We start from the raw sequence: 25,806 nt of genomic DNA on the forward strand, positions 1-25,806 counted from the left end.
AAGACATTGACCCACAAGGAGCATCCTCGCATGCGTCTTAATACCCTGCTTGCTGCAGTCGCCCCCCTCGTTTTGCTGCTGCCGCTGAGCGCCCACGCCGACTGGCCAAAGGGCGAGCGTGAGAAATACATGGCTCAGTGCACCCAGGCGGCCACTCCGCAAATCGGTGCCGCTGCCGCAAAATCCCACTGCGCGTGCGGTGCCGATGCCATCAAGTCTTATCCGGCCAGCGACATTCAGTCATTGATGGACAACAAGGCCACGCCTGAGCTGCAACAAAAAGCTCTGGGGCAAATTGCCAAATGCAAGGCCAACGTCCCGGCGAAAAAATGATGAAACAGGCCTTTTCACTGCCCCCAGCCCCGCTGAAAGGCATCTGATTCAGGCCTTTTCGTACGATTTATGCAGGTTTTACAGGTTTTTTTATTGTCTTTACTTTTCGCGAAAAGCCTTTTAAACCGGGGCCTCCAGCCGAAACAGGCAGTAAAGAAAACACGACTGATTGGCAAACAGCACGTCCGGGGGGCTACCAAAGCGAACATTTCGACTATGATACCCCGGTGTGCCCAGTTGGCCTGAGCAGCACAGTACTACTGAAAATATATGTTTCTTGGAGATACACCATGTCTAATCGCCAAACCGGCACCGTTAAATGGTTCAACGATGAAAAAGGCTTCGGCTTCATCACTCCTCAAGGTGGCGGTGACGACCTGTTCGTACACTTCAAAGCTATCGAAACTGACGGTTTCAAAAGCCTGAAAGAAGGCCAAACCGTCTCCTTCGTGGCTGAGAAAGGCCAAAAGGGTATGCAAGCTGCACAAGTTCGCCCAGAGTAATTTCCCGGCGCACTAAAAAAACCCCGTCCATGTGACGGGGTTTTTTATGGGTGATACAAAAGCTCGACAGATTCAGCCGCAGTTGACGCGGGTGACCACCAGGTTCTGATCGGTATTCAGGTTGAGGCGATCAGAGCGGTACTCCAAAGTAATCATGTCATTGGGCTTGAGGAACCGGGCGTTCTGCGCACCGGCTTTTTTGCGTGCCTGCTCCAACAGCTCCGGCGAAGCTTTCTTGCCGAGAGCGAATTCCGCTGCCGACGCCTCACAACGACCAAGGCCGGCCTCAGTCGTCACTGGATCCTTTTGCGACTCACTGGAGGTTGTGCTGCAACCCGCCAACACAGCAACGGTCATCAGTGCACCCAGTGACGCGAATTTCCAAGGCATGAAGCCTCCTTATTTCAATTTTGAGCAGAGATCGTGCGACCGCCAATACGGCGTTTGGTTTCACGGTGAGAACCATCCCCCTGCCCCACGATCGGAAAAACGCCGAGTGTGCCTGAGCAACGCCTGAAATCTCACCCCGTAAAACGTCACTGAATATTAATAAGGCTCAATAGACATCAATGTAGTCGTAAGGCGGATTCGGCCAATTGTCTTTGAGCGCATTGAAAATCTGCATGACCCAGACTTCGTCGCTGGCCGCGACATTTCCCACATACCCCGAGCCTTTTGCCCAGGTCTCCAAGCGAAACAGCAGGCCATCGATGTCCTGGCCGCCAGTGACACCCGAAGAGATATAGGCAATCCCGCCCTTGGTCACGCGCAGTTGGGTATGTTCGTCATCACTGGCCGACGCCAGCATCCGGCGGACAGCATCAACGGTCAGGCCATCGGGGCTATTCAGATCGATCTGCACAGCGCAATCCTTGTTTTCTGCGGAAACGACCAAGTGTCGCATAGCCCTGCGCTCATGCCTAAGTCGCAGTGCCAAACGCTCGACAAAATGGTTAACTCAAAAATCCGATCTCGCGACCGAGCCTTGCCATGACCACCGTAAGCATTAGCGCCGACATCAAGGCCACCTGGCCACAAGGGCACAGTTCCTATAGTCCGGGCAGTCCGGAGGAATTGGCATTGATCACTATCGATTTGCTGGTGAAGTCGCTGGGAACCCAGGGCGCGCAGTCATTCATTGCCCAACTGTTCGAGAAATATCCCGATGACATCAAAGGGGCATCGGACACCGAGAGGGAGTAAAAGCCCGCAAGCTGGCACCTGCGGGCGTATCGCTTACTTCAGACGCTTGAGACGCTCGGTCAGCAGGTCGAAGAAGCCCTGGGCGTCACCGCTCTCCACCCAGAAAGCGTTCTTCGGCGCCTTCAGGCCGTCATACCAGTCGACAATGGTCTGGCCGAAGGTCGGGCCTTCACGGCTGTCGACCACCACATTCACCGAACGCCCCGTGAACAGCTCAGGCTTGAGCAGGTAAGCCACGACAGTGGCGTCATGCACCGGGCCACCCGGAATGCCGTAGTGCTCCATATCCCCTTTGATGTACTCGTTGAGGATGTCGCCAACAATCTTGCTCGCATTGTTGTTCAGCGCCGCGATCTGCTTCAGGCGCGCGTCACTGGTCAGGATCTTGTGGGTCACGTCCAGCGGCAGGTAAGTCAGTTTCACGCCGCTTTTGAGCACCACCTCCGCGGCTTGCGGGTCGGCGTACAGATTGAACTCGGCCACTGGCGTGATATTGCCGCCATTGAAGTGGGCGCCCCCCATGATCACTACTTCCTTGATTCCCTGAACAATCTCCGGCTCCTGGATCAGCGCCAGGGCCAGGTTGGTCTGCGGGCCGAGCATCGCAATAGTGATACTGTGTGGCTTGGCTTTTTTCAGGGTGTCGATCAGGTAGTTGACAGCATTGCCCTCGGCCAGGCCTTTTTTCGGTTCGTGCACGGTGACACCCGACAGGCCTTCCTTGCCATGGATGTTTTCGGCGTAGATCGGCGTGCGCATCAACGGTTTTGGCGCGCCGGCGTACACCGGAATCTCTTCCCGCCCTGCCCACTCACGGGCCAACCGCGCATTGCGCGAAGTCTTGTCCAGACGCACGTTGCCAGCGACGGTGGTCAACGCACGAATGTTCAAATCCTCCGGGGAGGCCAGGGCAAACAACAGGGCGACCACGTCATCGGCGCCAGGGTCGGTGTCGATGATCAGGTCGATCTTTTCCGCCGCCTGGGCGCCGGTCGCGGTTATCACGGACAAAAGCAGCAGACTCCGAATCAATTGATGCATTTTTTGAGCATAGCGGTGCATGGCGCATTCCTTGTGCAGATGAAATCAAAAGGGGCGAACCCTGTTTAGAACGTAACACCGGCCACCAGCACGATGTTGCAGTACGGCTGACATTCACCCGTACGAACAATCGCTCGTGCCTGTCGGCTGAGTACCTTGAATTGCTCGTGACTGAGCAAATCGCGACGCCCGAGCGAGCCTTCGTCATTCAGCTCGTCCAGCGTGGGCAGCGCAGTCGGTTGCTTGTCGAAAATCTCCTTGGCCAGTGCGTGGCTTTCCACCTGCATCTCGCTGAGCACGACTTTCAGGGTGCTGACGAAATCCGGCACGCCGTGCGTCAACGCCAGGTCGATCAACTCGACACCCGGCGGTACCGGCAGGCCGGCATCGCCGATCACGACCATGTCGCCGTGGCCGAGGGAAGCAATCAGCCGCGAAAGGGCGACATTGAGCAAAGGAGTCTTTTTCATGCGGGTTTGAATGCCTGTACGTCGGAGGTGGTAGGAATGGAGGGCTGGGCACCTGCCCGGGTGACCGACAGGGCCGCAGCGACCTGCCCGAAGCGAATGGCCTCGTCCTCGGTTTTGCCGGTCGCCAGCGCAGCCGCAAATCCGCCGACAAACGTATCCCCGGCGGCAGTGGTATCGACAGCCTTCACTTTGGGTGCAGGAAAATGCCGGTAACCCGTGCCGTTGGCGAACAATGAGCCTTGAGCCCCAAGCGTGATGATGACCTTGCCGGCGCCCAGTGACATCAGGTGCGCTGCTGCTTTTTCAGCGGTCTCCAATGAGTCCACCGGCAAACCGCTGAGGGCGGCGGCCTCGCTCTCGTTGGGAATAAGGTAATCGATTGCAGCAAACCAGTCCGTTGGCAGCGGGCGACTGGCCGGCGCCGGGTTAAGGATGACCGTCTTGCCCAGTTCACGTCCGCGCTTCAGCGCATGGCCTACCGTGGCATCGGGGATTTCCAGCTGGCAAATGATCACGTCGGCAGCCTGCAGCACGGCGTCAAACCGGTCGACAACCGCCGGAGTCATCGAACCATTGGCGCCGGCCACGATGACAATCGCGTTTTGACTGTTGTCATCGACCACGATCAGCGCCACGCCACTGGAATCCTCCACCACGCTGACCGCCTGACAATCGATCTGCTCGGCCAGCAACGCGTCGCGCAATTGCACGCCATAGTCATCGTTGCCGACACAGCCGACCATCGACACTTTCGCACCCAGCCGCGCAGCAGCCACCGCCTGATTGGCGCCCTTGCCACCGGACACGGTCGCGAAGGAATGGCCGATCAGCGTCTCACCACCCCGGGGCAAGCGCGGCGCCCGGGTGACCAGATCCATGTTCAAGCTGCCTATTACCACTACATTTGCGGACATACATCACTACTCTTCAATTCGTTTCAGCGGTATTCGGTGAACACGCCGGACAGCGGTGCAGTCGATTCGCGCAGGACAATACTCGGGGTCACGATCCGCTGATCCGTCGCCAGACCCGGGGTGGCAATTCTTCGCAACAAAACTTCCGCGGCCATCTCCCCCAGTTGCAGGATCGACTGGCCCACAGTCGTCAGCGCGGGATACACGTAACGGCTCATCTGGATATCGTCGAAACCGATCACCGACAGTTCGGCAGGCACGCGCACGTTGCGCTCCGCCGCCGCTCGCAGCACACCGATGCCGATCATGTCGTTACCGGCAAAAATCGCGCTCGGCGGATTGCGCTCAAGCAGGACGGAAGCCGCGTTGTAACCGCCAGTGCTGGTGAAGTCGCTTTCCAGCATGCGCGACGGGGACACTTCAACACCGGCCTCTTTCAACGCGCGACTAAAACCGGCCTGACGCATTTGCGCAACACTGGTACTGGCCGGACCACCGATCGTGGCGATATCGCGATGACCAAGTTCAAGCAGATGCCGCGTCGCAAGGTAGGCGCCATATTCGTGATCGATGCGCACCAGGTCGGCGTCCACGCCTTCGAGACCACGGTCGACAATCACCATCGGTGTCTTCACGCCCGCCAGTCCTTGCGCCAGACCGCTGTCGCCACCCGCAGACGCGACGATCAAGCCGTCGATGCGCTTTTCGAGCAGCACCCGCAGGTAGCTGCGCTGCTTGTCCGGGTTGTCGTCGGAGTTGCAGAGAATTACGCAGTAGCCGTTACGCTCGCAGTAATCCTCGATTCCGCGCGCCAGTTCGGCGAAGTACGGGTTGAGGCTGTTGGGCACCAGCAAACCGATGGTGGCGGTGGTTTTCGCTTTCAGCGATCGGGCCACGGCGCTCGGCACATAGTCGAGACTCTTGATCGCCGCCTCGACCTTGAGCCGCACCTCTTCGCTCACCGGTCGGGTCTTGTTTACTACGTGGGACACGGTCGTGTAGGAAATTCCTGCAAGTGCCGCCACATCCTTGATCGTTGCCATTTATCAGCCCCGTCGACTTGCGCGTTGACTGCGATAGGTGTCGAGCACCACGGCGATCACGATCACCGCACCGGTGATGATGCGCTTGGTCGGTTCGGTCGCGCCAATCTGCGCCAGGCCGGCCGCCAGCACGGAAATGATCAACACGCCGAAAAAGGTGCTGATCACAGAACCACGCCCACCCATCAGGCTGGTACCGCCGATCACCACCGCAGCGATGACTTGCAACTCAAGGCCGGAACCGGCGTTCGGGTCGGCCGCTTCCAGCCGGGAAATCTGGAACAGCGCCGCAATACCGGCGAGCAGGCCCATCAGACTGAACACCAGGATCTTGTAGGGCTTGGGATTGATCCCCGCCAGACGCACTGCTTCCTCGTTGGTGCCAATGCCGATCAGATAGCGACCGAACACGGTACGGGCCAGAACGGCCTGGGCAACGAAAATGACCAGCAAGGCAATGATGAACGAGGGTGAAATGCCAAAGGCGATCGGGTTCGACAGCCACGCAAAGGAGTCACCGATGTAGGCCGTGCGCGAACCGGTCATCTGATAGGCCAGGCCACGGGCCATCTCCAGCACACCCAGCGACACGATAAATGACGGAATTCGCCACGCCACGGTAATTGAGCCGGTAACCGTGCCGGCCAACGCTGCGACGGCCATACCCAACAAGGCAGCCGGCAATACGCTCCAGCCCCAGCCAAGAATCGCCACGCTGACAGTGGAGGCCGCAAGTGCCAGTACCGAGCCCACCGACAGGTCGATCCCGCCGATGATCAGGACGAACGTCATGCCCACCGCCAGAACCATCAGGTCAGGAATCTGGTTGGCCAGGGTGCTGAAGGTGTTGTATGACAGGAAATGGCTGCTCATGACCGAGAACAGCGCAATCATTGCCAGCAACGCACCGGCGAGCCCCAGATAAGTCCCGAGGCCGTAGAAATTGCCACTGGATTTGCCGGCGGAAGATGCAGTTTTCATGGGAGATCCCTAGGCGCTGCTTCGTTGAGCAACGCATCACGTTTCTGATAGCCGGCGAATGCGGCGGCAAGCAAGTCATCCTGGGTCCAGCTGTCGCGTTCGAACGTATCGATCAGACGCCCCGCCGACAACACACCGATGCGGTCGCAGATCAGCATCAACTCGCGCAAATCGCTGGACACCACGACCAAGGCCTTGCCCTGCCGGGTCAGTTCGCCGAGCAAGGCATAGATATCGAATTTGGCACCGACGTCGATACCACGAGTCGGCTCATCGAACAGCAACACCGAGCAGTCGCGCTCAAGCCAGCGCCCAATCACCACCTTTTGCTGATTGCCGCCGGACAGCTCGGACACCAGCTGCGTCGGGCTGGAGCTGCGGATGCGCATGGCGTCGATCTGCCGTTGCGCGAGCTTCGTTTCATCGCCATTGTTGACGAACCCGCCGCTGGAAATTTCCGGCATGTTGCCCAAGGCAATGTTGGCGCTGATCGATTGGCTCAGCAGCAGGCCTTCGCCCTTGCGATCCTCCGTGATCAAGGCGATGCCGTTGCGCACCGCATCCACAGGCGAACGAATGCTTACCGTTTTTGCCGGCGAACCGAGCGCCACCGTGCCGCTGTCCGGGACGTCGGCTCCGAAGATCAGCCGCAAAAGTTCGGTGCGCCCAGCCCCGATCAGCCCCGAAATGCCAAAAATCTCGCCGGCGCGAACCTCAAAGGAAACGTCGCGAACCTTGTCGGAGCGGGTCAGGCCTTTGACCGTCAGGGCCGGCGGGCCGATATTGCGAGCCCCCAGATCGATATGCTCGCCCATCTCGCGACCGACCATCAGGGTGACCAGTTGCTCGCTGTTGTAATTGGCCATCGGTTCGACGCAAACCAGGTTGCCGTCACGCAACACAGCAATGCGCTGAGCGACCCTGGCCAGTTCTTCGAGGCGGTGGGAGATGTAGATGATCGAGACGCCACGCGCCTGCAACCGGCTGATCTGCTCGAAAAGCATCTCAACTTCACGGGCGGTCAGCATCGCGGTCGGTTCGTCGAGGATCAGCACATGACAATCGCCGATCAGGTTTCGGGCGATCTCGACCATTTGCTGGTGACCGATGCCCAGCTCGCCGACCAGTGTGTCCGGGTCGATGGCATCGAGACCGACTTGAGCCATGGCTTCGATAGCGGCTTTGCGCAGTTGCTTGCGACTGATCCAGCCACCATTGCTCGGCAGGTTGTCGAGAAAAAGGTTCTCCGCCACCGAAAGCGTCGGCAGCAGATTGAGCTCTTGCATGACCATGCGCACACCCAGTTCTTCAGCCTGCGTGCGACTGCCGGGGCGATAATCCTTGCCCTGGAACTGCATCTGGCCGGTGGTAGGGGTGACCAGGCCACCGATGATCTTCGACAGGGTGCTTTTACCTGCACCGTTCTCACCGGTCAGTGCCAGCACTTCACCGCGCATCAACGTCAGATCGATGCCGGTCAGTACCGGTTGCGCATAGGTCTTGCCGATACCGCTGACCGAGAGGACAGCGATCGGAGCGGAAACTGACATAAAAATCTCCATGCGCTCGCCCGGACGGACGAGCGCCATTGTGTCGCCAAAGGACTTACTTGGTGACCAGCTCGACAGGCGTTTCGATCACGCCATTCGCACCGCTGTCGACTTTCTCGCCCTTGATGATTTTCAGCGCGGTCTCGATACCGAACACCGCTTGCTTCGCAGCGTACTGGTCGGCGGTCGCCAGAACGCGACCGTCCTTCAGCATGGGCTTGATGGCATTGATATTGTCGTAACCGACAACCTGCACCTGACCGGCCTTGCCGGCAGCGCGCACGGCGGAAACGGCGCCCACAGCCATGCTGTCGTTGCCGGCCAGCAGCGCCTTGACGTCCGGGTACTCGCTGAGAATCGAAGCGGCCACCTTGTTGCCCTTGTCGATTTCCCAGTCGCCGGACTGCAGGGAAACAACCTTGATCTGTGCAGCCTCCATCGCATCCTTGAAGCCAGCGGTACGCTGCTGGGCGTTGGTCGTCGTGGAGACGCCTTCAATGATGCCGACTTCGTCACCGGCCTTCAGTTGTTTGGCCAGGTACTCGCCCACCAGACGCGCGCCTTTACGGTTATCCGGGCCTACGAACGGAACGCTGATGTTCTTGCTCTTGATCACAGCCGGATCGAGCTGGTTATCGATGTTGATCACAGTGATACCGGCATCGACGGCCTTTTTGATCACCGGCACCATCGCCTTGGAATCAGACGGTGCGATAACCAGCGCGTTGACCTTCGCCAGAATCATCTGCTCGACGATGCGCGTCTGCCCCGCCGTGTCGGTTTCGTCCTTGATGCCGTTGGAGATCAGGTCGAAATCGGCGGAATGTTCTTTCTGGTAGGCCTTGGCGCCGTCTTCCATGGTCAGGAAGAATTCGTTGGCCAGAGATTTCATGACCAGGGCGACTTTGGGTTTTTCAGGGGACTCGGCGAAAGCCGAAGAGACAGGCAGTGCGGCGGATGCGGCAGCCAGCATGGCGACAGCAAGAAGACGTCCAGCGAATGGCAGCTTCATGGGTTCACTCCGATCTTATGATTATTGTGAGCAACGCTTGCGCTGGCGTAAGCTCGCTGCACCCCACGACGAAATCAATTCACCGCGAAGACCGCGCAAACGTTTGCGTAGACCGAACTATGCGAATCCTGTCGACATTTGTCAACGACTGAAAATCTGCTTTTTTTGTAGGGCGAATCATAGTCATCGCCCCTTTTCCTACGCAGTCGTGTTGATCACACCGCCACTGCCAGACCCCTTGGCCATCTCGCGAACCAGATTGCCGGCCACTTCCATGAGTGCAGCGTTGGTGTCTGCGATCTGCCCCTGAATCGACATCACCACAGTTGTCTTGGCTTCTTCGGTCGGATAACTCGCTGCCTGCGCGGCAGCCAATTGCTGTTGCTGCTCCTGCAATTGCTGTTGCAATTCCTTCATGCGTTTGAGCAGTATTTTTATCGTGATGCTTTGATTGCCACTGCTCTCGGCCGGCGCCTCTTCCTGCACGGGTCCGCCACCGGTTCTGACTTGCTTGGTATCGCCAGCGTCTTTGCCCAGCGCTTCGGCCGCTGCTTGCTCGTTGGCCTCGCTCAGGGCATTGATCGTAGCGGCTGTTTTTCCGCCGATGGTAACCGCGCCGGGATTTGGCAAACCGATAGTCAATGACATTTGAACTCCTGAAAAATTGGATCCCTATCAAGGCGCATCGGCCAGCGCGCCGTTTTCTTTAGCAGATATCTGGAAAGCAGCCAGTTCAGTCTGTGGACGAGGCTCGTAGTACTTTTCGGTGAGCCGAACGAGAAAACATCCCGCGTTCGGAAACCCGGATGAGCGAGGGAACTTCACAACCACGCATCGAATAAATCTTGATTTAAATCATAAGGTTAAACATTTTTCTCACGCACAGTACGACTGGTACAGATCCTGCTCCCTTCCTGCACCCCTGGCATTCAGATCGGCCCGGGGCGCATCTAGATGAACCTGCATCAGCACCGTCTCACTACTAGAGAGAAAAATAATGACATCTGCTTTGAAGAGTTTCGTTCCGGGCGCTTTGGCCCTCCTCCTGCTCCTGCCAACCGCCCTCCAGGCAAAAGAAGCTGAAACCCAGGCCAAACTGGCCAACGTAGTGGTACTGGCTACCGGCGGCACCATTGCCGGCGCGGGCGCCAGCGCTGCCAACAGCGCGACCTATCAGGCTGCGAAAGTGGGCATCGAGCAATTGATCGCCGGCATTCCCGAGCTGAGCACGCTGGCCAATGTGCGTGGCGAGCAGGTCATGCAAATCGCCTCGGAAAGCATCACCAACGAAAACCTCCTGCAATTGGGTCGTCGCGTTTCCGAACTGGCCGACAGCAAAGACGTCGATGGCATCGTCATCACCCACGGCACCGACACCCTGGAAGAGACCGCGTACTTCCTTAACCTGGTGGAAAAAACCGACAAGCCGATCATCGTCGTCGGCTCCATGCGCCCGGGCACCGCCATGTCGGCAGACGGCATGCTGAACCTGTACAACGCCGTGGCCGTCGCCAGCAGCAAAGAGGCTCGCGGCAAAGGCGTACTGGTGACCCTGAACGATGAAATCCAGTCGGGTCGCGATGTCAGCAAAATGATCAACATCAAGACCGAAGCCTTCAAAAGCGCCTGGGGCCCACTCGGCATGGTAGTTGAAGGCAAATCCTACTGGTTCCGTCTGCCGGCCAAGCGCCACACCATGGACTCGGAATTCGATATCAAAAACATCAAGAGCCTTCCTGATGTAGAAATCGCCTATTCCTACGGCAATGTCAGCGACACAGCCTACAAGGCTCTCGCCCAGTCCGGCGCCAAGGCGATCATCCATGCCGGTACCGGCAACGGCTCGGTTTCCTCCCGCGTGGTTCCGACCCTGCAAGCGCTGCGCAAGGACGGCGTGCAGATCATTCGCTCGTCTCACGTCAATGCCGGTGGTTTCGTTCTGCGCAACGCCGAACAGCCTGACGACAAATACGACTGGGTGGTTGCTCACGACCTGAACCCACAGAAAGCCCGCATCCTGGCCATGGTTGCCTTGACCAAGACCAACGACAGCAAAGAGCTGCAACGGATGTTCTGGGAATACTGATTTGACCTCGCCTGATCTTTTCCTGATCGGGCACTGACTTCACCCTTCGTCAACTTGACGAAGGGTGAAGCTTGCGCCTCCTCCAAAGAAAAATTACACCTGCGCGACACCAAAACCGGAAAACCGCTGTCAGAGGATTTTCTTGAATTTTAAGCAGTTGCGAAAATGCCTACAGTTAAATACTGTATGCACGTACAGCTTAATAAGGATAACCTCGTGGCCACTTCCCCTGATGCTCCTGACGCTTACGAACGCATGGGCATGCGCGTTCAAAAAATCATCAACTCCCCTACCGCACAAAAAGCCAAAGCCGCGCTGATCTTCCGCCTTCCAGACGAGCCGGCGGATGAATGGGAGCGCTTGCTGGAAGAGATCGACGAGAACGACAACGTCACCCTCGCCTACCGCGACGATGGCGGTGTACAGATTTTCTGGGTTGTGCCGAAGGAAGATTGATTCAATGATTCTGCGTTTTGCTGCTGTGCTGTTGCTGTTCATTTCCCTGGGCGCGCACGCTGGCGCACCGCGTACATTCACCGAAGCCAAGAAGGTCGCCTGGAAACTGTACGCCCCACAATCCACCGAGTTCTATTGCGGGTGCAAATACACCGGCAACAAGGTCGATCTGGCCGCCTGCGGCTATGTCCCACGCAAGAACGCCAAACGTGCATCCCGCATCGAATGGGAGCACATCGTTCCCGCGTGGCAGTTCGGCCATCAACGTCAATGCTGGCAGGAAGGCGGTCGCAAGAATTGCACCCGCTATGACCCGAGCTATCAGAAAGCCGAAGCCGACCTGCACAACCTGGTGCCGAGCATCGGCGAGGTGAATGGCGACCGCAGCAATTTCAGCTACGGTTGGTTGCCGGTCGAAAAGGGTCAGTACGGCTCATGCCTGACTCAGGTCGACTTCAAGGCGAAGAAGGTCATGCCCCGCCCTTCGATCCGCGGCATGATCGCCCGCACCTACTTTTACATGAGCAAACAATATGGTTTGCGCTTGTCGAAGCAGGATCGGCAATTGTACGAAGCTTGGGACAAGACTTATCCAGTGCAAGACTGGGAACGCCAACGCAATCAGAGCGTGGCGTGCGTGATGGGACGCGGTAACGAATTTGTCGGCCCGGTGAACCTGAAAGCCTGCGGTTGATTGCCTGATCAAAAGAAAAGGCCTTGACCGATAAACTCAAGGCCTTTTTTGTGCTCAACCGCCGGACTTGTTGAAACGCCAGTAGCCCATCAGATTGAGCGACTCGCGAGGGATGCCGCGCTCCTTGATCAGGTATTTGCGCAGACTCATGACCGCAGCGGATTCGCCGGCGATCCAGCCATAGAATCCCTCGCTGGCCGTATCGGCGATCTCCCAAAGAATTTCTTCTTCGATGTCGACATCCGCCAGTTCGACCGCTTGCCCAACCGGCGATGCATCGACAGGCAACGTCGCCTGCCGCACGGCTTCCACCATCAACGTACCTGCAACTGCCTGATCGCGAATCAGCCATTGCACCAAAAGCCCGGGCCAGTCAGGAACCGCCAACATGTCTTCACGACTGTCGACCTCAAAAAACGCCTGGGTCTGCGGCGGTTCAGCCAGTGTCGCCAGTTCTTCCAGAATCCCCATGGCGGCCGGCAAGGCGGTGGCATCGGCGACCAGCAAAAGTTGCTTGAGCGTTTGCGGAGGCTTCCATTCAAATCCCCCTGCCTCTTGTGCCGAGAATCGGCTGTCGGGGGCCAGAATCTGCATCGACTCGCCGGGCTGGGATCGCAAGGCCCAACGGGAGGCTGGACCGGTCTCGCCGTGCAGTACGAAATCGATATCCACTTCGCCTGCTTCGGCACGCAAGTGGCGGATGGTGTAGGTGCGCATCGCCGGGCGACGATCGATCAGCATCGAGCGGAAACGGGCGTACCACCCCTCGCCCTGAGAAAGCCTGGCGGGTGAGCCGTCTGCGGCAGGAAAAAACAGCTTCACTCGCTGATCCGGCGCCCAGGTCGCCATCTCGGTGACCGTGGGGCTTGCGAGCGTGATCCGCATGAGATGCGGGCTCAACTGCTGCTTGTGACGCAAAACGACGTCGAACAATTTGTAAGGATTGGCGGAGGCCATGCGGAGCTCCTTCTGGGTATCTTCAGTGACTCCTTGAAAAACGAATCACGCCGGACACCCTTTAGTCAGCTCCGCCGAATGGATCCTTATTGCGCCGCCGGGCGCTCGATCACCAGCGTTTCGATGTTCTGCTTCTTCGCCTTGACCAGCGCTGCATTCACATCTGCCTGACGCGCTTCGGCGTCAGCCTTCGAATTGAAAGGGCCGAGGAGGATCCGGGTCTTGCCGCTGGCGTCCTTGACGACACTGGCCACAAAGGCATGCTCGATCAGCCAGCCGCTGAGGTCGCTGACCGCCTGAGGGGTTTCACCGCGCACTTCGAGATCCCACTGTGGGCCCACCGCAGCAGGCGCCGCTACCACCGCCGGTTTCACTTTTTGCGCATCCACACTCTTGCCTTCGCCACATCCTGCCAATGCCAGTGCCGCGACTACCCAGACCAATTTGCGCACAACGCTTCCCTCTGATTTTTCAAAGCGGCGATCTTAACATTCGAGAATACTTTCGGAGCCCCGCAAAATGGGCACAAAAGGACGAGATTGATGCTGACAGCCCCTGTATAGTTACGCGCTGGGAATTAATGCCGCTGCTGCGCGTCAGAAAGAGGCACCCAGACTTTAAGACTTCGCACTAATCTATACGTACCACCGACCTCTGCACTGTCTGAATCAGGTGCCCTACAAAGCAATCAAGGAGAAGACCATGCTGATACTCACCCGCAAAGTCGGTGAAAGCATAAACATTGGTGATGACATCACGATCACCATTCTCGGCGTCAGCGGCCAGCAAGTTCGAATCGGCATCAACGCTCCGAAGAACGTTGCAGTGCACCGGGAAGAGATCTACCAGCGCATCCAGGCTGGCCTGACCGCCCCGGACAAGCCACAAACGCCCTGAGCCCTACCGCAGTCAGTAGCCAGTTCGTTTGCCTGCGCGCAATGACTGGCTAAAGATTCAAGCGCCGTATTGCCATTCCCCCACCTCCCTGGTGACGGCGCGTGCCACGCCCCTTCCCGCCTCACCCTTCTCGCGACCGATACTAACCGTCATTCAAAGGGTTGGCTGTCGGATATTTCCGAATAGCGAATGGGAATCTCGCCCGCCTAGCCGAATGTAACGCCACGCGCCATTCCGGTAGCCGCCACGACCATCAATATCAATAGCAGCGCTTCGGCATGACTGATCCGCGCAAACACCCTGGCACGCTCCGTGTCAGGGATAGCGCCGCGCGCCTTGGCCACGCGCCACTTGATCAGAGTGATCATCGGCACCAGTTCCAGAAGCAGAATCAGCACAAACAACGTCATCTTCAGATGGAAAAGCGGCTGATGCAGGTAGTAGTCGGCTCCCTTCTCATAACCGGCAAAGGCGCGCATGCCGCCGGTGATGAGCAGCACCAGCGCCGAGAGCCCCCAGAGATTGTCGGCAAGCAATACGCGCCCGACTTCACCCGAGCCGGACGCCAGGCGACTGAAGGCCGTCCCACGCGTCAACACCGCCCAGAAGCCCATGGCAAATGCCAATAGATGAATCGCTGCAAGAAACCAGTGAACCAGCATTGATGAACTCCTGTCCGGCAGAGGCGAAATCAGCCTGACAGTAGTAGTCGAAAAAGTGTGGACTTGCCTGTCATCCCCTCCCGGAAAAACGGAAGCGGGCGAGACGAGAGACTGGCAGAGGCGCGGGAAAGGCAAATCGCGGGCAAAAAAAATCCCAAGCAGCTGATGGAAGCTTGGGATTTAAAAATGCATAAACCGTGGTGGTGAACGCGGGGCGGATATTACTGATTTATTCGTCTTGTAACAACGTATTTTTGATAACCGAATGGTTAATAAAATCCGTAACCCCTTAAATATCCACACTATTTAAAAGGTCGCTCACGAAAGTCGGCGACGAATGGATCAAAATCCTTCGCAGTCAATACGCGCATGGCTCAAGAATTTTACAAAAATGAGTTCAGGATCCCCCGGGGCAAGGTTCTCCACCATTCCGCTATGCTGATATCCAAGATTTATCAGCAGCTGCCGCATCGGCAAGTTGGACGCATTGGTCGACGTGAAGATCTTGCCTGCAACAGCGTGATGCTCCAGACCACTCACGATTTGCCGACCCACGCCGGAACGCCTGCTCGCACTGGAGACGACCACGAGGGATATGAACCACTCACCGAAAAAGCTTCGATCCAAACAGCCGTAGCCGAGAAGAACGCCAGGATTGTCAGTCTCACAGATAACCCAGCACTCATGCGCCCCAACCGACCTCGCGATACACGCTCGACGGCAGCTATCTTTTTCAGCGACAGGATCAATCTTCAACAGGCTTTCGATGTCGCCTGGACAGGCGCGCCTGAATTGGCGACTCATGAATACCCCCCCTGCAAATGTGCCGAAGTGTAGCTGCGGTCGACCAAACGGAAATTTGCAAAGGTTCTGAAAATCGCAGACAACAAAAAAGGGCTCACCTTTCGGTGAGCCCTTCTAGACCGCCCAGCAGAGCGGATTTTGTTTGGTAGGCGCGATTGGACTCGAACCAACGACCCCCACCATGTCAAGGTGGTGCTCTAACCAACTGAGCTACGTGCCTGCTGTGAGGCGGCATTCTACGGAATTCCGAAGGGGTGTCAACACCTTTTTTCACCTAACCCTATGAATATGCAAAATATTTAATTTCGACCCGCCGCAAGAAAATTTCCTGGTGGCTGGCGGAGGTTTTTCAACTGGGGTAGGATCGCCGCACTCGTAAAATATATTAAACAGAGGCTGCAGGATGGCGAACACCCCTTACCCAGAGTCTTATTACGCTGCGTCGGCCAACGCCGTACCACCACGCCCTGCCCTGCAGGATGACGTGGAGACGGATGTCTGTGTGATCGGCGCTGGTTATACGGGACTTTCCTCGGCGCTGTTCCTGCTGGAGAACGGTTTTCGCGTGACCGTGCTGGAAGCCGCCAAGGTCGGCTTCGGCGCCTCGGGGCGCAATGGCGGGCAAATCGTCAATAGCTACAGCCGTGACATTGATGTGATCGAACGCAGCGTCGGCCCGAAACAGGCGCAACTGCTCGGGCAGATGGCCTTCGAAGGCGGCCGGATCATTCGTGAGCGTGTCAGCAAATACAACATCCAGTGCGACCTGAAGGACGGCGGCGTATTCGCCGCCCTCACCGCCAAGCAGATGGGCCACCTGGAATCGCAGAAACGCTTGTGGGAACGCTTCGGCCATACCCAACTGGAACTGCTCGATCAGCGCCGCATCCGCGAAGTGGTTGCCTGCGATCAGTACGTCGGCGGTATGCTCGACATGAGCGGCGGCCACATCCACCCGCTTAACCTGGCGCTGGGCGAAGCTGCTGCCGTGGAATCCCTTGGCGGCACCATCTACGAACAGTCACCGGCGGTGCGCATCGAACGCGGCGCCAATCCGGTCGTGCACACGCCGCAGGGCAAAGTCAGGGCCAAATTCATCATCGTTGCCGGCAACGCCTACCTCGGCAATCTGGTGCCGGAGCTGGCGGCCAAATCGATGCCATGCGGCACTCAGGTCATCACCACCGAGCCACTGGGCGATGAGCTGGCGAAATCCCTGCTGCCGCAGGACTACTGCGTCGAGGACTGCAACTACCTGCTCGACTACTACCGCCTCACCGGCGACAAGCGTCTGATCTTCGGCGGCGGTGTGGTGTATGGCGCGCGGGATCCGGCGAACATCGAAGCGATCATCCGCCCGAAAATGCTCAAGGCCTTCCCGCAGCTCAAGGATGTGAAAATCGACTATGCCTGGACCGGCAATTTCCTGCTGACCCTGTCGCGCCTGCCTCAGGTCGGACGCCTGGGCGACAACATCTATTACTCCCAGGGCTGTAGTGGCCACGGCGTGACCTACACGCACCTGGCCGGCAAGGTATTGGCCGAGGCACTGCGCGGACAAGCCGAGCGTTTCGATGCCTTTGCTGATCTGCCGCACTACCCTTTCCCCGGCGGGCAACTGCTGCGCACACCGTTTGCCGCATTGGGCGCGTGGTACTACGGACTGCGCGACAAGCTCGGTTTCTGACGCGCGAAAAAAAGGGCCGCTGAATAGCGGCCCTTTTTACATCCAGCATCAATCACAACTGATCCCGCGCAATCCCGCTGCGAATCCGCAGAATGTCTGCGAGCACCGCCAGAGCAATTTCCGCCGGCGTCTTGCTGCCCAGGTTGAGGCCGATCGGCGCATGAATTCGCGCCAGCTCGCTCTCCCCCAGACCGCCAACCCTACGCAAACGCTCGAAGCGCTTCTGTGAAGTCTGCAACGAACCCATCACGCCGATGTAAAACGCCTCGGTGCGCACAGCTTCCATCATCGCCAGATCATCGATGCGCGGATCATGGGTCAAGGCCACCACCGCGGTATCACGGTGGCAACCGCCATCGGCAATAAACATCGACGGCAATTGCCGGCGAATCTCCACGCCATTGAGCACCACGTCTTTCAGCACTTCTTCACGCGGGTCGCAGAGAATCACTTCGAAGCCGAGACCAACCGCGAACTCCGCACAGGCCTGCGCCACGCTGGAATATCCCGCCAACAGCAAACGCTGAGCGGCACCGATGCGGATCCGTACCCGGTCGATCTCACGTTCGATCCGCGCACCCTGTTCGCGATCGGCAAACAGGCTGCGCGCACCAGTAGTCAGATCGACCTCGCGAATCAACCGGCGCTGCCCCAGCAACGCCGATTCGAGTTCGCGCAGGTGCGCCTGCACATCGCAACTGGCGTCAAATTTCTCTACCAGCACATCGAGAATGCCTCCGCACGGCAGGCTGACCCGCGAACGCGGATCGTCACCTTCGCCATAACGCACGACGTTGATCGCATCGAGAAACGCACCTTCGGCGACGCGCTCGAGAAAATCGTCCTCGACGCAACCACCGGACAGCGACCCGATCCACTGCCCGCCGTCGTTCACCGCCAGCAGCGAACCTGGCGCGCGAGGTGCCGAGCCGTAGGTGGTCAGCACGGTGCAGAGCCAGATGCGTTGCCCCGCCGTCGACCACTCCAGCGCCCGTCGAACCACTTGCAGATCGAGATGCTGCATGATCAGTGCGCCTTGTGCTCAACGGACGGCGCATCAGCCTGCAGCTTCTGCACATCACCAACCGCCAGCTCGGCCGACTGACCACCCCAACCCTGACGCAGGTAGTTCAGCAGATCGGTCAGTTGTTCGGCACTGAGCTTGTCGGCAAAACCCGGCATCGACTGCATGTGCTCGAACCCGGCGAATTTCTGTTCGCCGATGCCATCCTCGATCACGCGCAACAGGTTGCGCGGGTCTTCCAGACGCAACGTGGTGTTGCCGCGCATGGCCACCGCGATGTGCGGTTTGCCCTCGCCACCGGCCGCGTGACAGCCGGCGCAGACGTTCAAGTATTCCTGACGGCCGCGCTGGGCGCTGACACTGAGTTTTTCCACCGGCACTTCGGTCAGTTCTTTCGCCGCCGGAGGCTTATCGCCCAGCAGGAAAGTCGCCATCGCCGCCAGATCCGGATCATTCAGGCCCTGGGTGCTGTTGTGGAACACCGGGAACATCTCGTTGAACATCGTGCCCTGGGCGCTCATGCCGTGCTTGAGGAACGTGCTCAGGTCCTGATGGTTCCAGCCGCGTGCCGCCAAGTCGGTTGCCAGCAGGCTCGGCGCCAGATAGCCGTTAAGGATGCCGCCGGTCAGGCGCTTATCCAACTGCATCGCGCCCGGCAGGCCGCGTGGCGTATGGCATTCGCCGCAATGGCCTAACACTTCGACCATGTACTGGCCGCGTTTCCAGGCGTCGCTTTTGCCTTCGGCAGGCTCCAGCTTCAAGGCGTTGCCGTACATCATGTTCCAGCCGATCAAGCCCGGACGCACGTTGAACGGAAAGCTAAGGCTCGTCACCGGCGCGGCACGCTCGATTGGCTCGATGGTTTTCAGATACGCGTGAATCGCATCCGAATCCGCACGCGGCATCAAGTGATACGAGGTGTACGGCATCGCCGGGTACAGGTTCGCGCCGTCACGGCGCTTGCCTTCAGTCAGCGCAGCGAAAAACTCGTCGTCGTTGTACAAACCGATGCCGTGCTCTTTGCTTGGAGTGATGTTGGTGCCGTAGATCGTGCCGAACGGCGACACGATCGGCAGCCCGCCGGCATACGGCGCACCACCCGGCGCCGTGTGGCAGGCCATGCAGTCAGCGGCGCGGGCGAGGTATTCGCCGCGCTTGACCTGATCATCCGCGTGCACCGCCAACACAGGCGCAGCCAGCCCGACCGCCAGGGTCAGGCGGGTCAGTAGTTGCTTCATGCTTAACCCTCCTTGACCAGGCCGAGATCGGTCAGCACGTTGCGGGTGGCGTTGTAATAACGCACGTACCCGGTGCAACGACAGATGTGATGGCCGAGGCTGTCCTCGATAACTTGCTCCAGTTTGCTTTTGACGATTGGCTGGCGTTGCAGCTTTTCCACCAGCACGGTCGCGGCGTTGACGAACCCCGGCGCGCAGTAGCTGCACTGGAAGGCGAATTCGTCGACGAAACGCTGCTGGATCGGGTTCAGCTCGGTGACCTGGCCTTGCTCGTCACGCTTGGCGTGGCCTTCGATGGTGCGGACTTTCTTGCCCTCGAAGTAATGCGCGCCGGTGATGCAGGTGCGCACTTCTTCGCTGGTGCCATCCGGGTTGTCGACGATCACCACGCAGGCGTGGCAGATGCCCTGGCCGCAGCCCAGGCGCGAACCGGTGAGGTTCTTGTATTCGTGCAGGTAATCGATCATCGGCAGGTCATCAGGGATGTCCACCGGGCCGACGGATTGACCGTTGAGGGTCAGTTGAAGCGGACGGTTAGCCATTGAGGGCCTCCTTGATGCGCGCAGCAGTGATTGGCAGATCGCGAACACGTTTACCGATGGCGTGGGCCACGGCGTTACCGATGGCACCGACCACCGGAATCATCACCACTTCGGCGATGCCTTTGGACGGGTCGCTTGGGGACAGCGGCGGCAGGATTTCCGACGTCTGCTTCCACACCGCCACATGGCGCGCCATCGGCAGGCGATAACGGTTGAAGTTCCAGTCACCCTCCCCCGGCCCGCCTTCGTACAGCGGCATCTCTTCCATCAAGGCGTGACCGATACCCATGGCGATCCCGCCTTCGAGCTGGCCACGAACCAGTTCTTCGACCAGCACCCGGCCGCACTCCAGCCACGAGTGATGGTTGAGCACTTCGACTTCCGCCGAACCTTTGTTGACCTTCAACTCGACCAGCGTTGCGACCGGGCTGTAGTAGGTCACGGCGGCGTTGTTCAGTTGAACCACCGGATAGGCGATGTTCTGCCGATCCAGCAGATGGAAGCCGGCGCTGGTCATCTGCGCCTTTTTCGCTTTCGGGGCGCCGTCGCCGTACTTCACCGCCAGACCATCGAGCGGCAGTCGCTCGCGCACGCCATCGATGCTGTATTCGGCCTCGGCCCAGCTCCAGCGGTTGAAACCGTGAACCGTGGCGCCAGTGACCAGACCGCGCTCGTGAGCACGCTTGGCCAGCTCTTCGAAGGTCAGCGGCTGCATGCCGTTGGCGGTGAGTTTGCCGTCGACCCAATGCGCATCTTCGCGACGCACCACGTAAGGGTTGGCCTGGCCGCCGTACGGGCCCTGACGCCAGATCTCCAGCGCCGCCGGCCACAGACCGTGGTTGAACAGCACGCGTGCCGCTTCACGGGTGGCGTGGCTGAAGTAGTAGGCGGAGTTGGTCGCGGACGAAGCCGATGCCAGCTTGCCGACCCAGCGCGGATTGCGCAGGAAGTTGTCCTGCTCGGCCTGGCTCATGATGTAAGGGTTGCCGGCGGTGACCAGCTGCATCTCATCCCACTCGGTTTCGCCGGTCTTCACGTCGTGAGCCGCACTGCCGAGGAAGTCAGCCACCACCAACGCTTGCGAGGTGGACATGCCAGTGCCGATCTCGATACCGATGTGACGCAGGGAAATGCGCCCCTCAGCGGTGAACTCGATGCTGGCCATCGGTGCTTCGGAACCGGTGCCGAAGTCTTTCTGGCAAATGGCAAAACCCACGCCATACCAGTTGTCCGGGTCTGCCGCTTCGCGCTGTTTCTTGATCGCGTCGCGGTTTTTCCAGACTTCGTGCAACGAAGCCTTGTCGAGAATCTCGTGCAGGCGCAACGCACCGGCCGGGATCGCGCCCTGGGTGTTTTTCATCCCCGAGCGCAGCGCGTTCTTGCGGCGCAGATCGATGGCATCGACACCAAGGCGATCGGCGATTTCGTCGACCATCATCTCGGTGGAAGCCATGCTCTGCAGGGTGCCGTAGCCGCGCATCGAACCTGCTTCAACGGCGCGGGAATGGTAAGCGGTGACCTGCAGGTCGTTCTGCGGCATGTAGTAGATCGACTGCGCGGCAGTGGCACCAACGGCAGCCACCGACGGGCTGTAGTTGATCCGACCGCCACCATCGACGCTCATCTCGGCGCGGAAAATTTTGAAACTGTGATCGGTCTTGTCCACTGCCAACTGGTAGCGGATGTCGAACGGGTGACGCTTGATGCCGCTCTGGAATTGCTCGTAGCGGTCGTTGGCCAGGCGAATCGGTACACCCGCGCCGTACAACGCCGCCAGGGCCGCGTAGTAGACGAAAATGTTGTGGTCCTTGGAACCGTAACCGACGGTGTAACCCGGGTGCATGTTCAGGTTCGCCAGGCCGAAACGCGACGGCCCGATCATCTTCGCGGTCTCGGTGGCGGTTTCCAGCGGGCATTGGGTGGCGACGACGAAATGCAGGGTCTTGGTCGCCGGGTCGTACCAGCCGTTGCCGTTGTCCGGCTCCATCGCAGCAGGTTCGATCGACGGAGTTTTGTAGCGCTCGTCGAACACCAGCCAGTTGTCCGGCGGAGTGTCGATCTCTTTCTTCATGCGGTCGGCGTAGAACAGGCCGCGTTCGGTCAGGTTGCCGTGCAGGTTCGGTTGGGAATTCCACACCGGACGACGGTTCTTCAGCATCGGGAACAGGATCGAGTCCTTGAGGCTGGCGAACTCGTCTTCGTCCGCCGACGTCGGGCCACCGACGCGCACATAGCGGAAACTGCCATAGGGATCGCCTTCGTAGAACGGCACTTTTGCGCCGTAACGAATCGCTTTGTCATTGAATTTGAGTTTGTTCTTGGCCTGACGGAACCGCTCGAAGTCGTTCCAGATCAGGATCGCGACCGGGTGACCGATGAACATCGGCACCTTGCCTTCCGGCAGCAGCGGATCCGGTGCGTGCTCTTCAGGGAACACGATGCCGTCCTTGTCCAGGTCGGCGGCGGTAACGATCCGATCAGGCTGCAGATCGGCGCCGAGCCACGACAGGTCATAGCCTTCGTAGATACGGTCAGCCTTGATGGTTTTCAACAACATGGCGTGGCCTTGCTGCTGGGGCCAACCCGGCATGTCCTTGGAACGGATGTCGCGAGCAAACACTTTGCTGCCGCAGACCTTGGACAATGCATCGTTACGCTGGCGTGCCTTGCCGTTGCTGCCGAGCCATTGCTCGGACGGCACAGTCACGCTGTTTTCCATCAAGGCAGCCAGCGCCTGACTGCTGAGCGGCGTGAGCGTGACACTCACACCCGCCACCAGCCCGCCCTGAAGGAACGAGCGCCGGGATATTTCACGGTTGGACATGGATCATCCTCTGGACGGTTATGGATCCGCCCTTCTGGTTATCTACTGGGAATCTCGAGTCTTGCAGAAGCCCTTTTTGACGAAGCAAAGAGCGTGATGACAGTGCAAAGCTGACCGAAAGGTTAACTTTATAGGTTTCTGAGCTCGCAGCAAACAACCAGTTACAAAAATTTGACTAAAGAATCAAAAAATCAATGCGGCATTGCATCGCAGCGACTCGGAGACGCAGGTAGATTGCCCGGCAGCATCGAACGAGCCACGGCCAGGGTTCGTCGCCGGCTACAAGGGAGGAATTTGGGAGAGGTCAAATTTCAGACACAAAAAACCCCGGTCTTTCGACCAGGGTCTTTGCTATCGATTCCGAATCAACCAGAGGTTGCTTTCGGTGTTTCAAGGCGTTCAGTGGTCCTTGAAACAGATATGGCGCAGCGGACGGGACTCGAACCCGCGACCCCCGGCGTGACAGGCCGGTATTCTAACCGACTGAACTACCGCTGCGTATCGCTTTGAGCTGACGCTCAAGTAACTCGTTTGACTGAAAGCTTCGGTGCTTTTCAATCGCGAACCAGACAGTGCCTGACTCGTTAAATATGGCGCAGCGGACGGGACTCGAACCCGCGACCCCCGGCGTGACAGGCCGGTATTCTAACCGACTGAACTACCGCTGCGCGTCGGTGCAGGCACTTTCAGCCTACGCTCTTGCTTACGCAAGTCTCTCGGGAGTGGTGGGTGATGACGGGATCGAACCGCCGACATTCTGCTTGTAAGGCAGACGCTCTCCCAGCTGAGCTAATCACCCGTTTGCATCTCCGAGGCCGCGAAATTTACGCAGGTAGCGAACCTAAGTCAATAGCAGGATTGAAGTTTTTCTAAAAAAGACGAAATTGCTTCATTCCGTATAAATCATCTTCTTGGTCATGCCGCCATCGACCACGAATTCCTGCCCGGTCACAAACCCCGCATTCTTCGACAGCAACCACGCCACCATCGCCGCGACATCCTCGACCGTCCCTACCCTGCCCGCAGGATGCTGGGCATGATCGGTGTCGGTCAGCGGCTCCGCGCGCCGGGCAGATGGATCCCGCGCATCGATCCAGCCCGGACTGACCGCATTGACGCGAATCTCCGGCCCGAGGCTGATCGCCAGCGCGTGAGTCAACGCCAGCAAGCCACCCTTGCTCGCCGCGTACGCCTCCGTATCAGGTTCCGACTGCGCCGCACGGGTCGAGGCCAGATTGACGATCGCCCCGTTGTGCGCACGCAGATACGGCGCACAGTGCTTGGCCAGCAACATCGGCCCACCGAGGTTCACCGCCAGCACCCGATTCCAGTAAGCCAGATCGAGACTTTCCAGCGTGATGTTGTGTGGATCGGCCACTGCAGCGTTACACACCAGCGCATCCAGACGACCAAACTGCCCCAGCACCTCCGCGACACCCAACGCCACCTGACTTTCGTCCGCGACGTCCATGGCGATGAACCAGGCGTTCTCGCCGAGCACCTTCGCCACTTTCGAACCCCGCGCACGATCCAGATCCGTCAACACCACCTGCCAGCCTTCGCTGATCAGCCATGCCGCGATGCCCAGACCGATCCCCCGCGCGGCACCCGTGACCAATGCAACGCGGCCATGGGTGCCGATCTTTGGCGTAGACAACTCGATCACAACGCCGCCAGACCGCGCGACAGGTCGGCTTGCAGGTCAGCGACATCTTCCAGACCGACTGCGATGCGGATCAGGCTGTCACGAATGCCGGCAGCCTCACGCTCCTGCGGCGCCAGACGGCCGTGGGACGTAGTGCTCGGGTGGGTGATGGTGGTTTTGCTGTCACCCAGGTTGGCGGTGATCGAGATCAAACGGGTCGCATCGATGAAGCGCCAGGCGCCCTCTTTGCCGCCCTTCACCTCAAAGCTCACCACCGCGCCGAAGCCTTTCTGCTGACGCTGAGCCAGCTCGTGCTGCGGATGGCTCTTGAGGCCGGCGTAATGCACCTTCTCGATACCGTCCTGCTGCTCCAGCCATTCGGCCAGTTGCTGGGCGTTGGCGCAGTGTGCCTTCATCCGCAGGTTCAGGGTTTCCAGACCTTTGAGGAAGATCCAGGCGTTGAACGGGCTCAGGGTCGGCCCGGCGGTACGCAGGAAACCGACGACTTCTTTCATCTGCTCGCTGCGACCGGCAACCACACCGCCCATGCAACGGCCCTGTCCATCGATGAACTTGGTGGCCGAGTGCACAACGATGTCTGCGCCGAGCTTTAGCGGCTGCTGCAAGGCAGGCGTGCAGAAACAGTTGTCGACTACCAGCATCGCACCCTTGGCGTGCGCGATTTCCGACAGCGCGGTGATATCCACCAGTTCAGCCAACGGATTGGACGGCGACTCGACGAACAGCAATTTGGTGTTGGACTTGATCGTTGCGTCCCAGGCCGACAGATCGGCCAGCGGCACGTAATCGACTTCCACGCCAAAACGCTTGAAATACTTCTCGAACAGACTGATGGTCGAACCGAACACGCTGCGCGACACCAGCACATGATCGCCGGCGCTGCACAGGCTCATTACCACCGCCATGATCGCGGCCATGCCGGTCGCCGTAGCCACCGCTTGCTCGGCGCTTTCCAGCGCGGCAATGCGCTCTTCGAACGCGCGAACGGTCGGGTTGGTGTAACGCGAGTAAACGTTGCCCGGCACTTCCCCGGCAAACCGTGCGGCGGCGTCAGCGGCGGTACGGAACACGTAGCTGGAAGTGAAGAACATCGGATCACCGTGCTCGCCTTCCGGCGTACGGTGCTGACCGGCACGTACGGCCAGGGTATCGAACGCTACGCCTTCGAGGTCGCTGTCCAGCCGACCGGCATCCCATTCCTGACTCATGCTGTCACTCC

28 protein-coding genes and 4 tRNA genes are annotated in these 25,806 nt (G+C 59.0%); 8 read left to right on the plus strand and 24 right to left on the minus strand.

Annotated elements, in window-relative coordinates:
- The first annotated feature begins 30 nt into the window (after positions 1-30).
- Together BMZ46_RS09805 and BMZ46_RS09810 are read left to right on the plus strand one after the other, a co-directional pair.
- Positions 31-333 (plus strand): hypothetical protein, encoded by a 303-nt coding sequence (locus tag BMZ46_RS09805; protein WP_039771551.1) that lies wholly within the window; start codon positions 31-33, stop codon positions 331-333.
- A 290-nt stretch (positions 334-623) separates the two neighbouring features.
- Positions 624-836, plus strand: coding sequence for a cold-shock protein (locus BMZ46_RS09810; protein ID WP_007956027.1), 213 nt, complete (start codon positions 624-626; stop codon positions 834-836).
- A gap of 72 nt (positions 837-908) precedes the next feature.
- Here BMZ46_RS09810 and BMZ46_RS09815 read toward each other — a convergent pair whose 3' ends face one another.
- Together BMZ46_RS09815 and BMZ46_RS09820 are read right to left on the minus strand one after the other, a co-directional pair.
- Positions 909-1,226 carry an I78 family peptidase inhibitor gene (locus BMZ46_RS09815; protein ID WP_039771553.1) on the minus strand — a complete coding sequence of 106 codons (318 nt, stop codon included), beginning with the start codon at positions 1,224-1,226 and terminating at the stop codon, positions 909-911.
- Between the two features lie 166 nt (positions 1,227-1,392).
- On the minus strand, positions 1,393-1,698 hold the full coding sequence (locus BMZ46_RS09820) for a hypothetical protein (protein WP_074687889.1): 306 nt from the start codon (positions 1,696-1,698) through the stop codon (positions 1,393-1,395).
- Between the two features lie 128 nt (positions 1,699-1,826).
- Between BMZ46_RS09820 and BMZ46_RS09825 the strand changes: the two genes are divergently transcribed.
- Positions 1,827-2,039, plus strand: a complete 213-nt coding sequence (locus tag BMZ46_RS09825; protein WP_039771555.1) for a hypothetical protein — start codon at positions 1,827-1,829, stop codon at positions 2,037-2,039.
- Between the two features lie 33 nt (positions 2,040-2,072).
- Here the strand turns inward: BMZ46_RS09825 and BMZ46_RS09830 are convergent, their stop codons facing one another.
- From BMZ46_RS09830 to BMZ46_RS09865, 8 genes are all read right to left on the minus strand, one after another.
- Positions 2,073-3,101 (minus strand): nucleoside hydrolase, encoded by a 1,029-nt coding sequence (locus tag BMZ46_RS09830; RefSeq protein ID WP_039771556.1) that lies wholly within the window; start codon positions 3,099-3,101, stop codon positions 2,073-2,075.
- Between the two features lie 44 nt (positions 3,102-3,145).
- A complete protein-coding gene (gene rbsD, locus BMZ46_RS09835) occupies positions 3,146-3,550 on the minus strand; it encodes a D-ribose pyranase (RefSeq protein WP_039771558.1) in 405 nt (134 codons plus the stop codon).
- The gene (gene rbsK / locus BMZ46_RS09840; protein WP_039771559.1) at positions 3,547-4,464 is read right to left on the minus strand and encodes a ribokinase; all 918 of its coding nucleotides are present in this window, start codon (positions 4,462-4,464) and stop codon (positions 3,547-3,549) included. Before rbsK ends, rbsD begins: the two co-directional genes overlap by 4 nt.
- Positions 4,465-4,487: 23 nt before the next feature.
- Positions 4,488-5,507, minus strand: a complete 1,020-nt coding sequence (locus BMZ46_RS09845) for a LacI family DNA-binding transcriptional regulator (protein ID WP_074687701.1) — start codon at positions 5,505-5,507, stop codon at positions 4,488-4,490.
- A 3-nt stretch (positions 5,508-5,510) separates the two neighbouring features.
- Positions 5,511-6,488, minus strand: coding sequence for an ABC transporter permease (locus BMZ46_RS09850; RefSeq protein ID WP_074687700.1), 978 nt, complete (start codon positions 6,486-6,488; stop codon positions 5,511-5,513).
- Complete coding sequence (locus BMZ46_RS09855) at positions 6,485-8,038, minus strand: sugar ABC transporter ATP-binding protein (protein ID WP_074687699.1); 1,554 nt, start codon at positions 8,036-8,038, stop codon at positions 6,485-6,487. The genes BMZ46_RS09850 and BMZ46_RS09855 overlap by 4 nt, the downstream gene beginning before the upstream one ends.
- Positions 8,039-8,093: 55 nt before the next feature.
- On the minus strand, positions 8,094-9,050 hold the full coding sequence (locus BMZ46_RS09860) for a sugar ABC transporter substrate-binding protein (protein WP_007956008.1): 957 nt from the start codon (positions 9,048-9,050) through the stop codon (positions 8,094-8,096).
- Between the two features lie 198 nt (positions 9,051-9,248).
- Positions 9,249-9,698: a hypothetical protein gene (locus BMZ46_RS09865; protein ID WP_039771565.1), complete on the minus strand. Its 450-nt coding sequence runs from the start codon at positions 9,696-9,698 to the stop codon at positions 9,249-9,251.
- A gap of 349 nt (positions 9,699-10,047) precedes the next feature.
- Between BMZ46_RS09865 and BMZ46_RS09870 the strand changes: the two genes are divergently transcribed.
- The 3 genes from BMZ46_RS09870 (at position 10,048) to BMZ46_RS09880 (ending at position 12,286) form a co-directional block, all read left to right on the plus strand.
- Complete coding sequence (locus BMZ46_RS09870; RefSeq protein ID WP_007956004.1) at positions 10,048-11,136, plus strand: asparaginase; 1,089 nt, start codon at positions 10,048-10,050, stop codon at positions 11,134-11,136.
- Positions 11,137-11,322: 186 nt separating this feature from the next.
- Positions 11,323-11,592 carry a DUF1654 domain-containing protein gene (locus BMZ46_RS09875; RefSeq protein WP_371855269.1) on the plus strand — a complete coding sequence of 90 codons (270 nt, stop codon included), beginning with the start codon at positions 11,323-11,325 and terminating at the stop codon, positions 11,590-11,592.
- 4 nt (positions 11,593-11,596) lie between these two features.
- Positions 11,597-12,286 carry an endonuclease gene (locus BMZ46_RS09880; protein WP_007956001.1) on the plus strand — a complete coding sequence of 230 codons (690 nt, stop codon included), beginning with the start codon at positions 11,597-11,599 and terminating at the stop codon, positions 12,284-12,286.
- A 54-nt stretch (positions 12,287-12,340) separates the two neighbouring features.
- Here the strand turns inward: BMZ46_RS09880 and BMZ46_RS09885 are convergent, their stop codons facing one another.
- The gene (locus tag BMZ46_RS09885; RefSeq protein WP_074687698.1) at positions 12,341-13,243 is read right to left on the minus strand and encodes a siderophore-interacting protein; all 903 of its coding nucleotides are present in this window, start codon (positions 13,241-13,243) and stop codon (positions 12,341-12,343) included.
- Positions 13,244-13,329: 86 nt separating this feature from the next.
- A complete protein-coding gene (locus BMZ46_RS09890; RefSeq protein ID WP_074687697.1) occupies positions 13,330-13,695 on the minus strand; it encodes a penicillin-binding protein activator LpoB in 366 nt (121 codons plus the stop codon).
- 250 nt (positions 13,696-13,945) lie between these two features.
- On the opposite strand from BMZ46_RS09890, the gene csrA reads away from it, so the two are divergent.
- Positions 13,946-14,140: a carbon storage regulator CsrA gene (gene csrA, locus BMZ46_RS09895; protein WP_003179932.1), complete on the plus strand. Its 195-nt coding sequence runs from the start codon at positions 13,946-13,948 to the stop codon at positions 14,138-14,140.
- Between the two features lie 206 nt (positions 14,141-14,346).
- Here the strand turns inward: csrA and BMZ46_RS09900 are convergent, their stop codons facing one another.
- The 3 genes from BMZ46_RS09900 to BMZ46_RS09910 all read right to left on the minus strand — a co-directional run bounded on the left by BMZ46_RS09900 (position 14,347) and on the right by BMZ46_RS09910 (position 15,826).
- Positions 14,347-14,802, minus strand: coding sequence for a DUF2214 family protein (locus tag BMZ46_RS09900; protein WP_039771575.1), 456 nt, complete (start codon positions 14,800-14,802; stop codon positions 14,347-14,349).
- A gap of 342 nt (positions 14,803-15,144) precedes the next feature.
- Positions 15,145-15,606 carry a GNAT family N-acetyltransferase gene (locus BMZ46_RS09905; protein ID WP_074687696.1) on the minus strand — a complete coding sequence of 154 codons (462 nt, stop codon included), beginning with the start codon at positions 15,604-15,606 and terminating at the stop codon, positions 15,145-15,147.
- A gap of 143 nt (positions 15,607-15,749) precedes the next feature.
- Positions 15,750-15,826, minus strand: a tRNA-Val gene (locus tag BMZ46_RS09910).
- 183 nt (positions 15,827-16,009) lie between these two features.
- On the opposite strand from BMZ46_RS09910, the gene BMZ46_RS09915 reads away from it, so the two are divergent.
- Entirely contained in the window at positions 16,010-17,293 is a 1,284-nt protein-coding gene (locus tag BMZ46_RS09915) for an NAD(P)/FAD-dependent oxidoreductase (RefSeq protein WP_074687695.1), read from the plus strand.
- Between the two features lie 52 nt (positions 17,294-17,345).
- Here the strand turns inward: BMZ46_RS09915 and BMZ46_RS09920 are convergent, their stop codons facing one another.
- The 9 genes from BMZ46_RS09920 to BMZ46_RS09960 all read right to left on the minus strand — a co-directional run bounded on the left by BMZ46_RS09920 (position 17,346) and on the right by BMZ46_RS09960 (position 25,795).
- Positions 17,346-18,317: an XdhC family protein gene (locus BMZ46_RS09920; protein WP_074687694.1), complete on the minus strand. Its 972-nt coding sequence runs from the start codon at positions 18,315-18,317 to the stop codon at positions 17,346-17,348.
- Positions 18,318-18,319: 2 nt separating this feature from the next.
- Entirely contained in the window at positions 18,320-19,555 is a 1,236-nt protein-coding gene (locus BMZ46_RS09925; protein WP_074687693.1) for a c-type cytochrome, read from the minus strand.
- A 2-nt stretch (positions 19,556-19,557) separates the two neighbouring features.
- Positions 19,558-20,097: a (2Fe-2S)-binding protein gene (locus tag BMZ46_RS09930; protein ID WP_039771584.1), complete on the minus strand. Its 540-nt coding sequence runs from the start codon at positions 20,095-20,097 to the stop codon at positions 19,558-19,560.
- A complete protein-coding gene (locus BMZ46_RS09935; RefSeq protein WP_074687692.1) occupies positions 20,090-22,921 on the minus strand; it encodes a xanthine dehydrogenase family protein molybdopterin-binding subunit in 2,832 nt (943 codons plus the stop codon). Before BMZ46_RS09935 ends, BMZ46_RS09930 begins: the two co-directional genes overlap by 8 nt.
- A 421-nt stretch (positions 22,922-23,342) precedes the next feature.
- Positions 23,343-23,419, minus strand: a tRNA-Asp gene (locus BMZ46_RS09940).
- 93 nt (positions 23,420-23,512) lie between these two features.
- Positions 23,513-23,589, minus strand: a tRNA-Asp gene (locus tag BMZ46_RS09945).
- 55 nt (positions 23,590-23,644) lie between these two features.
- Positions 23,645-23,720: transfer RNA gene (locus BMZ46_RS09950), tRNA-Val, on the minus strand.
- 90 nt (positions 23,721-23,810) lie between these two features.
- Positions 23,811-24,587, minus strand: coding sequence for an SDR family oxidoreductase (locus tag BMZ46_RS09955; RefSeq protein WP_007956470.1), 777 nt, complete (start codon positions 24,585-24,587; stop codon positions 23,811-23,813).
- Positions 24,584-25,795 carry an O-succinylhomoserine sulfhydrylase gene (locus BMZ46_RS09960; protein WP_039771588.1) on the minus strand — a complete coding sequence of 404 codons (1,212 nt, stop codon included), beginning with the start codon at positions 25,793-25,795 and terminating at the stop codon, positions 24,584-24,586. Before BMZ46_RS09960 ends, BMZ46_RS09955 begins: the two co-directional genes overlap by 4 nt.
- Positions 25,796-25,806 lie beyond the last annotated feature (11 nt).

It is taken from the genome of Pseudomonas sp. NFIX49, assembly GCF_900115915.1.
Taxonomy (GTDB): domain Bacteria; phylum Pseudomonadota; class Gammaproteobacteria; order Pseudomonadales; family Pseudomonadaceae; genus Aquipseudomonas; species Aquipseudomonas pharyngis.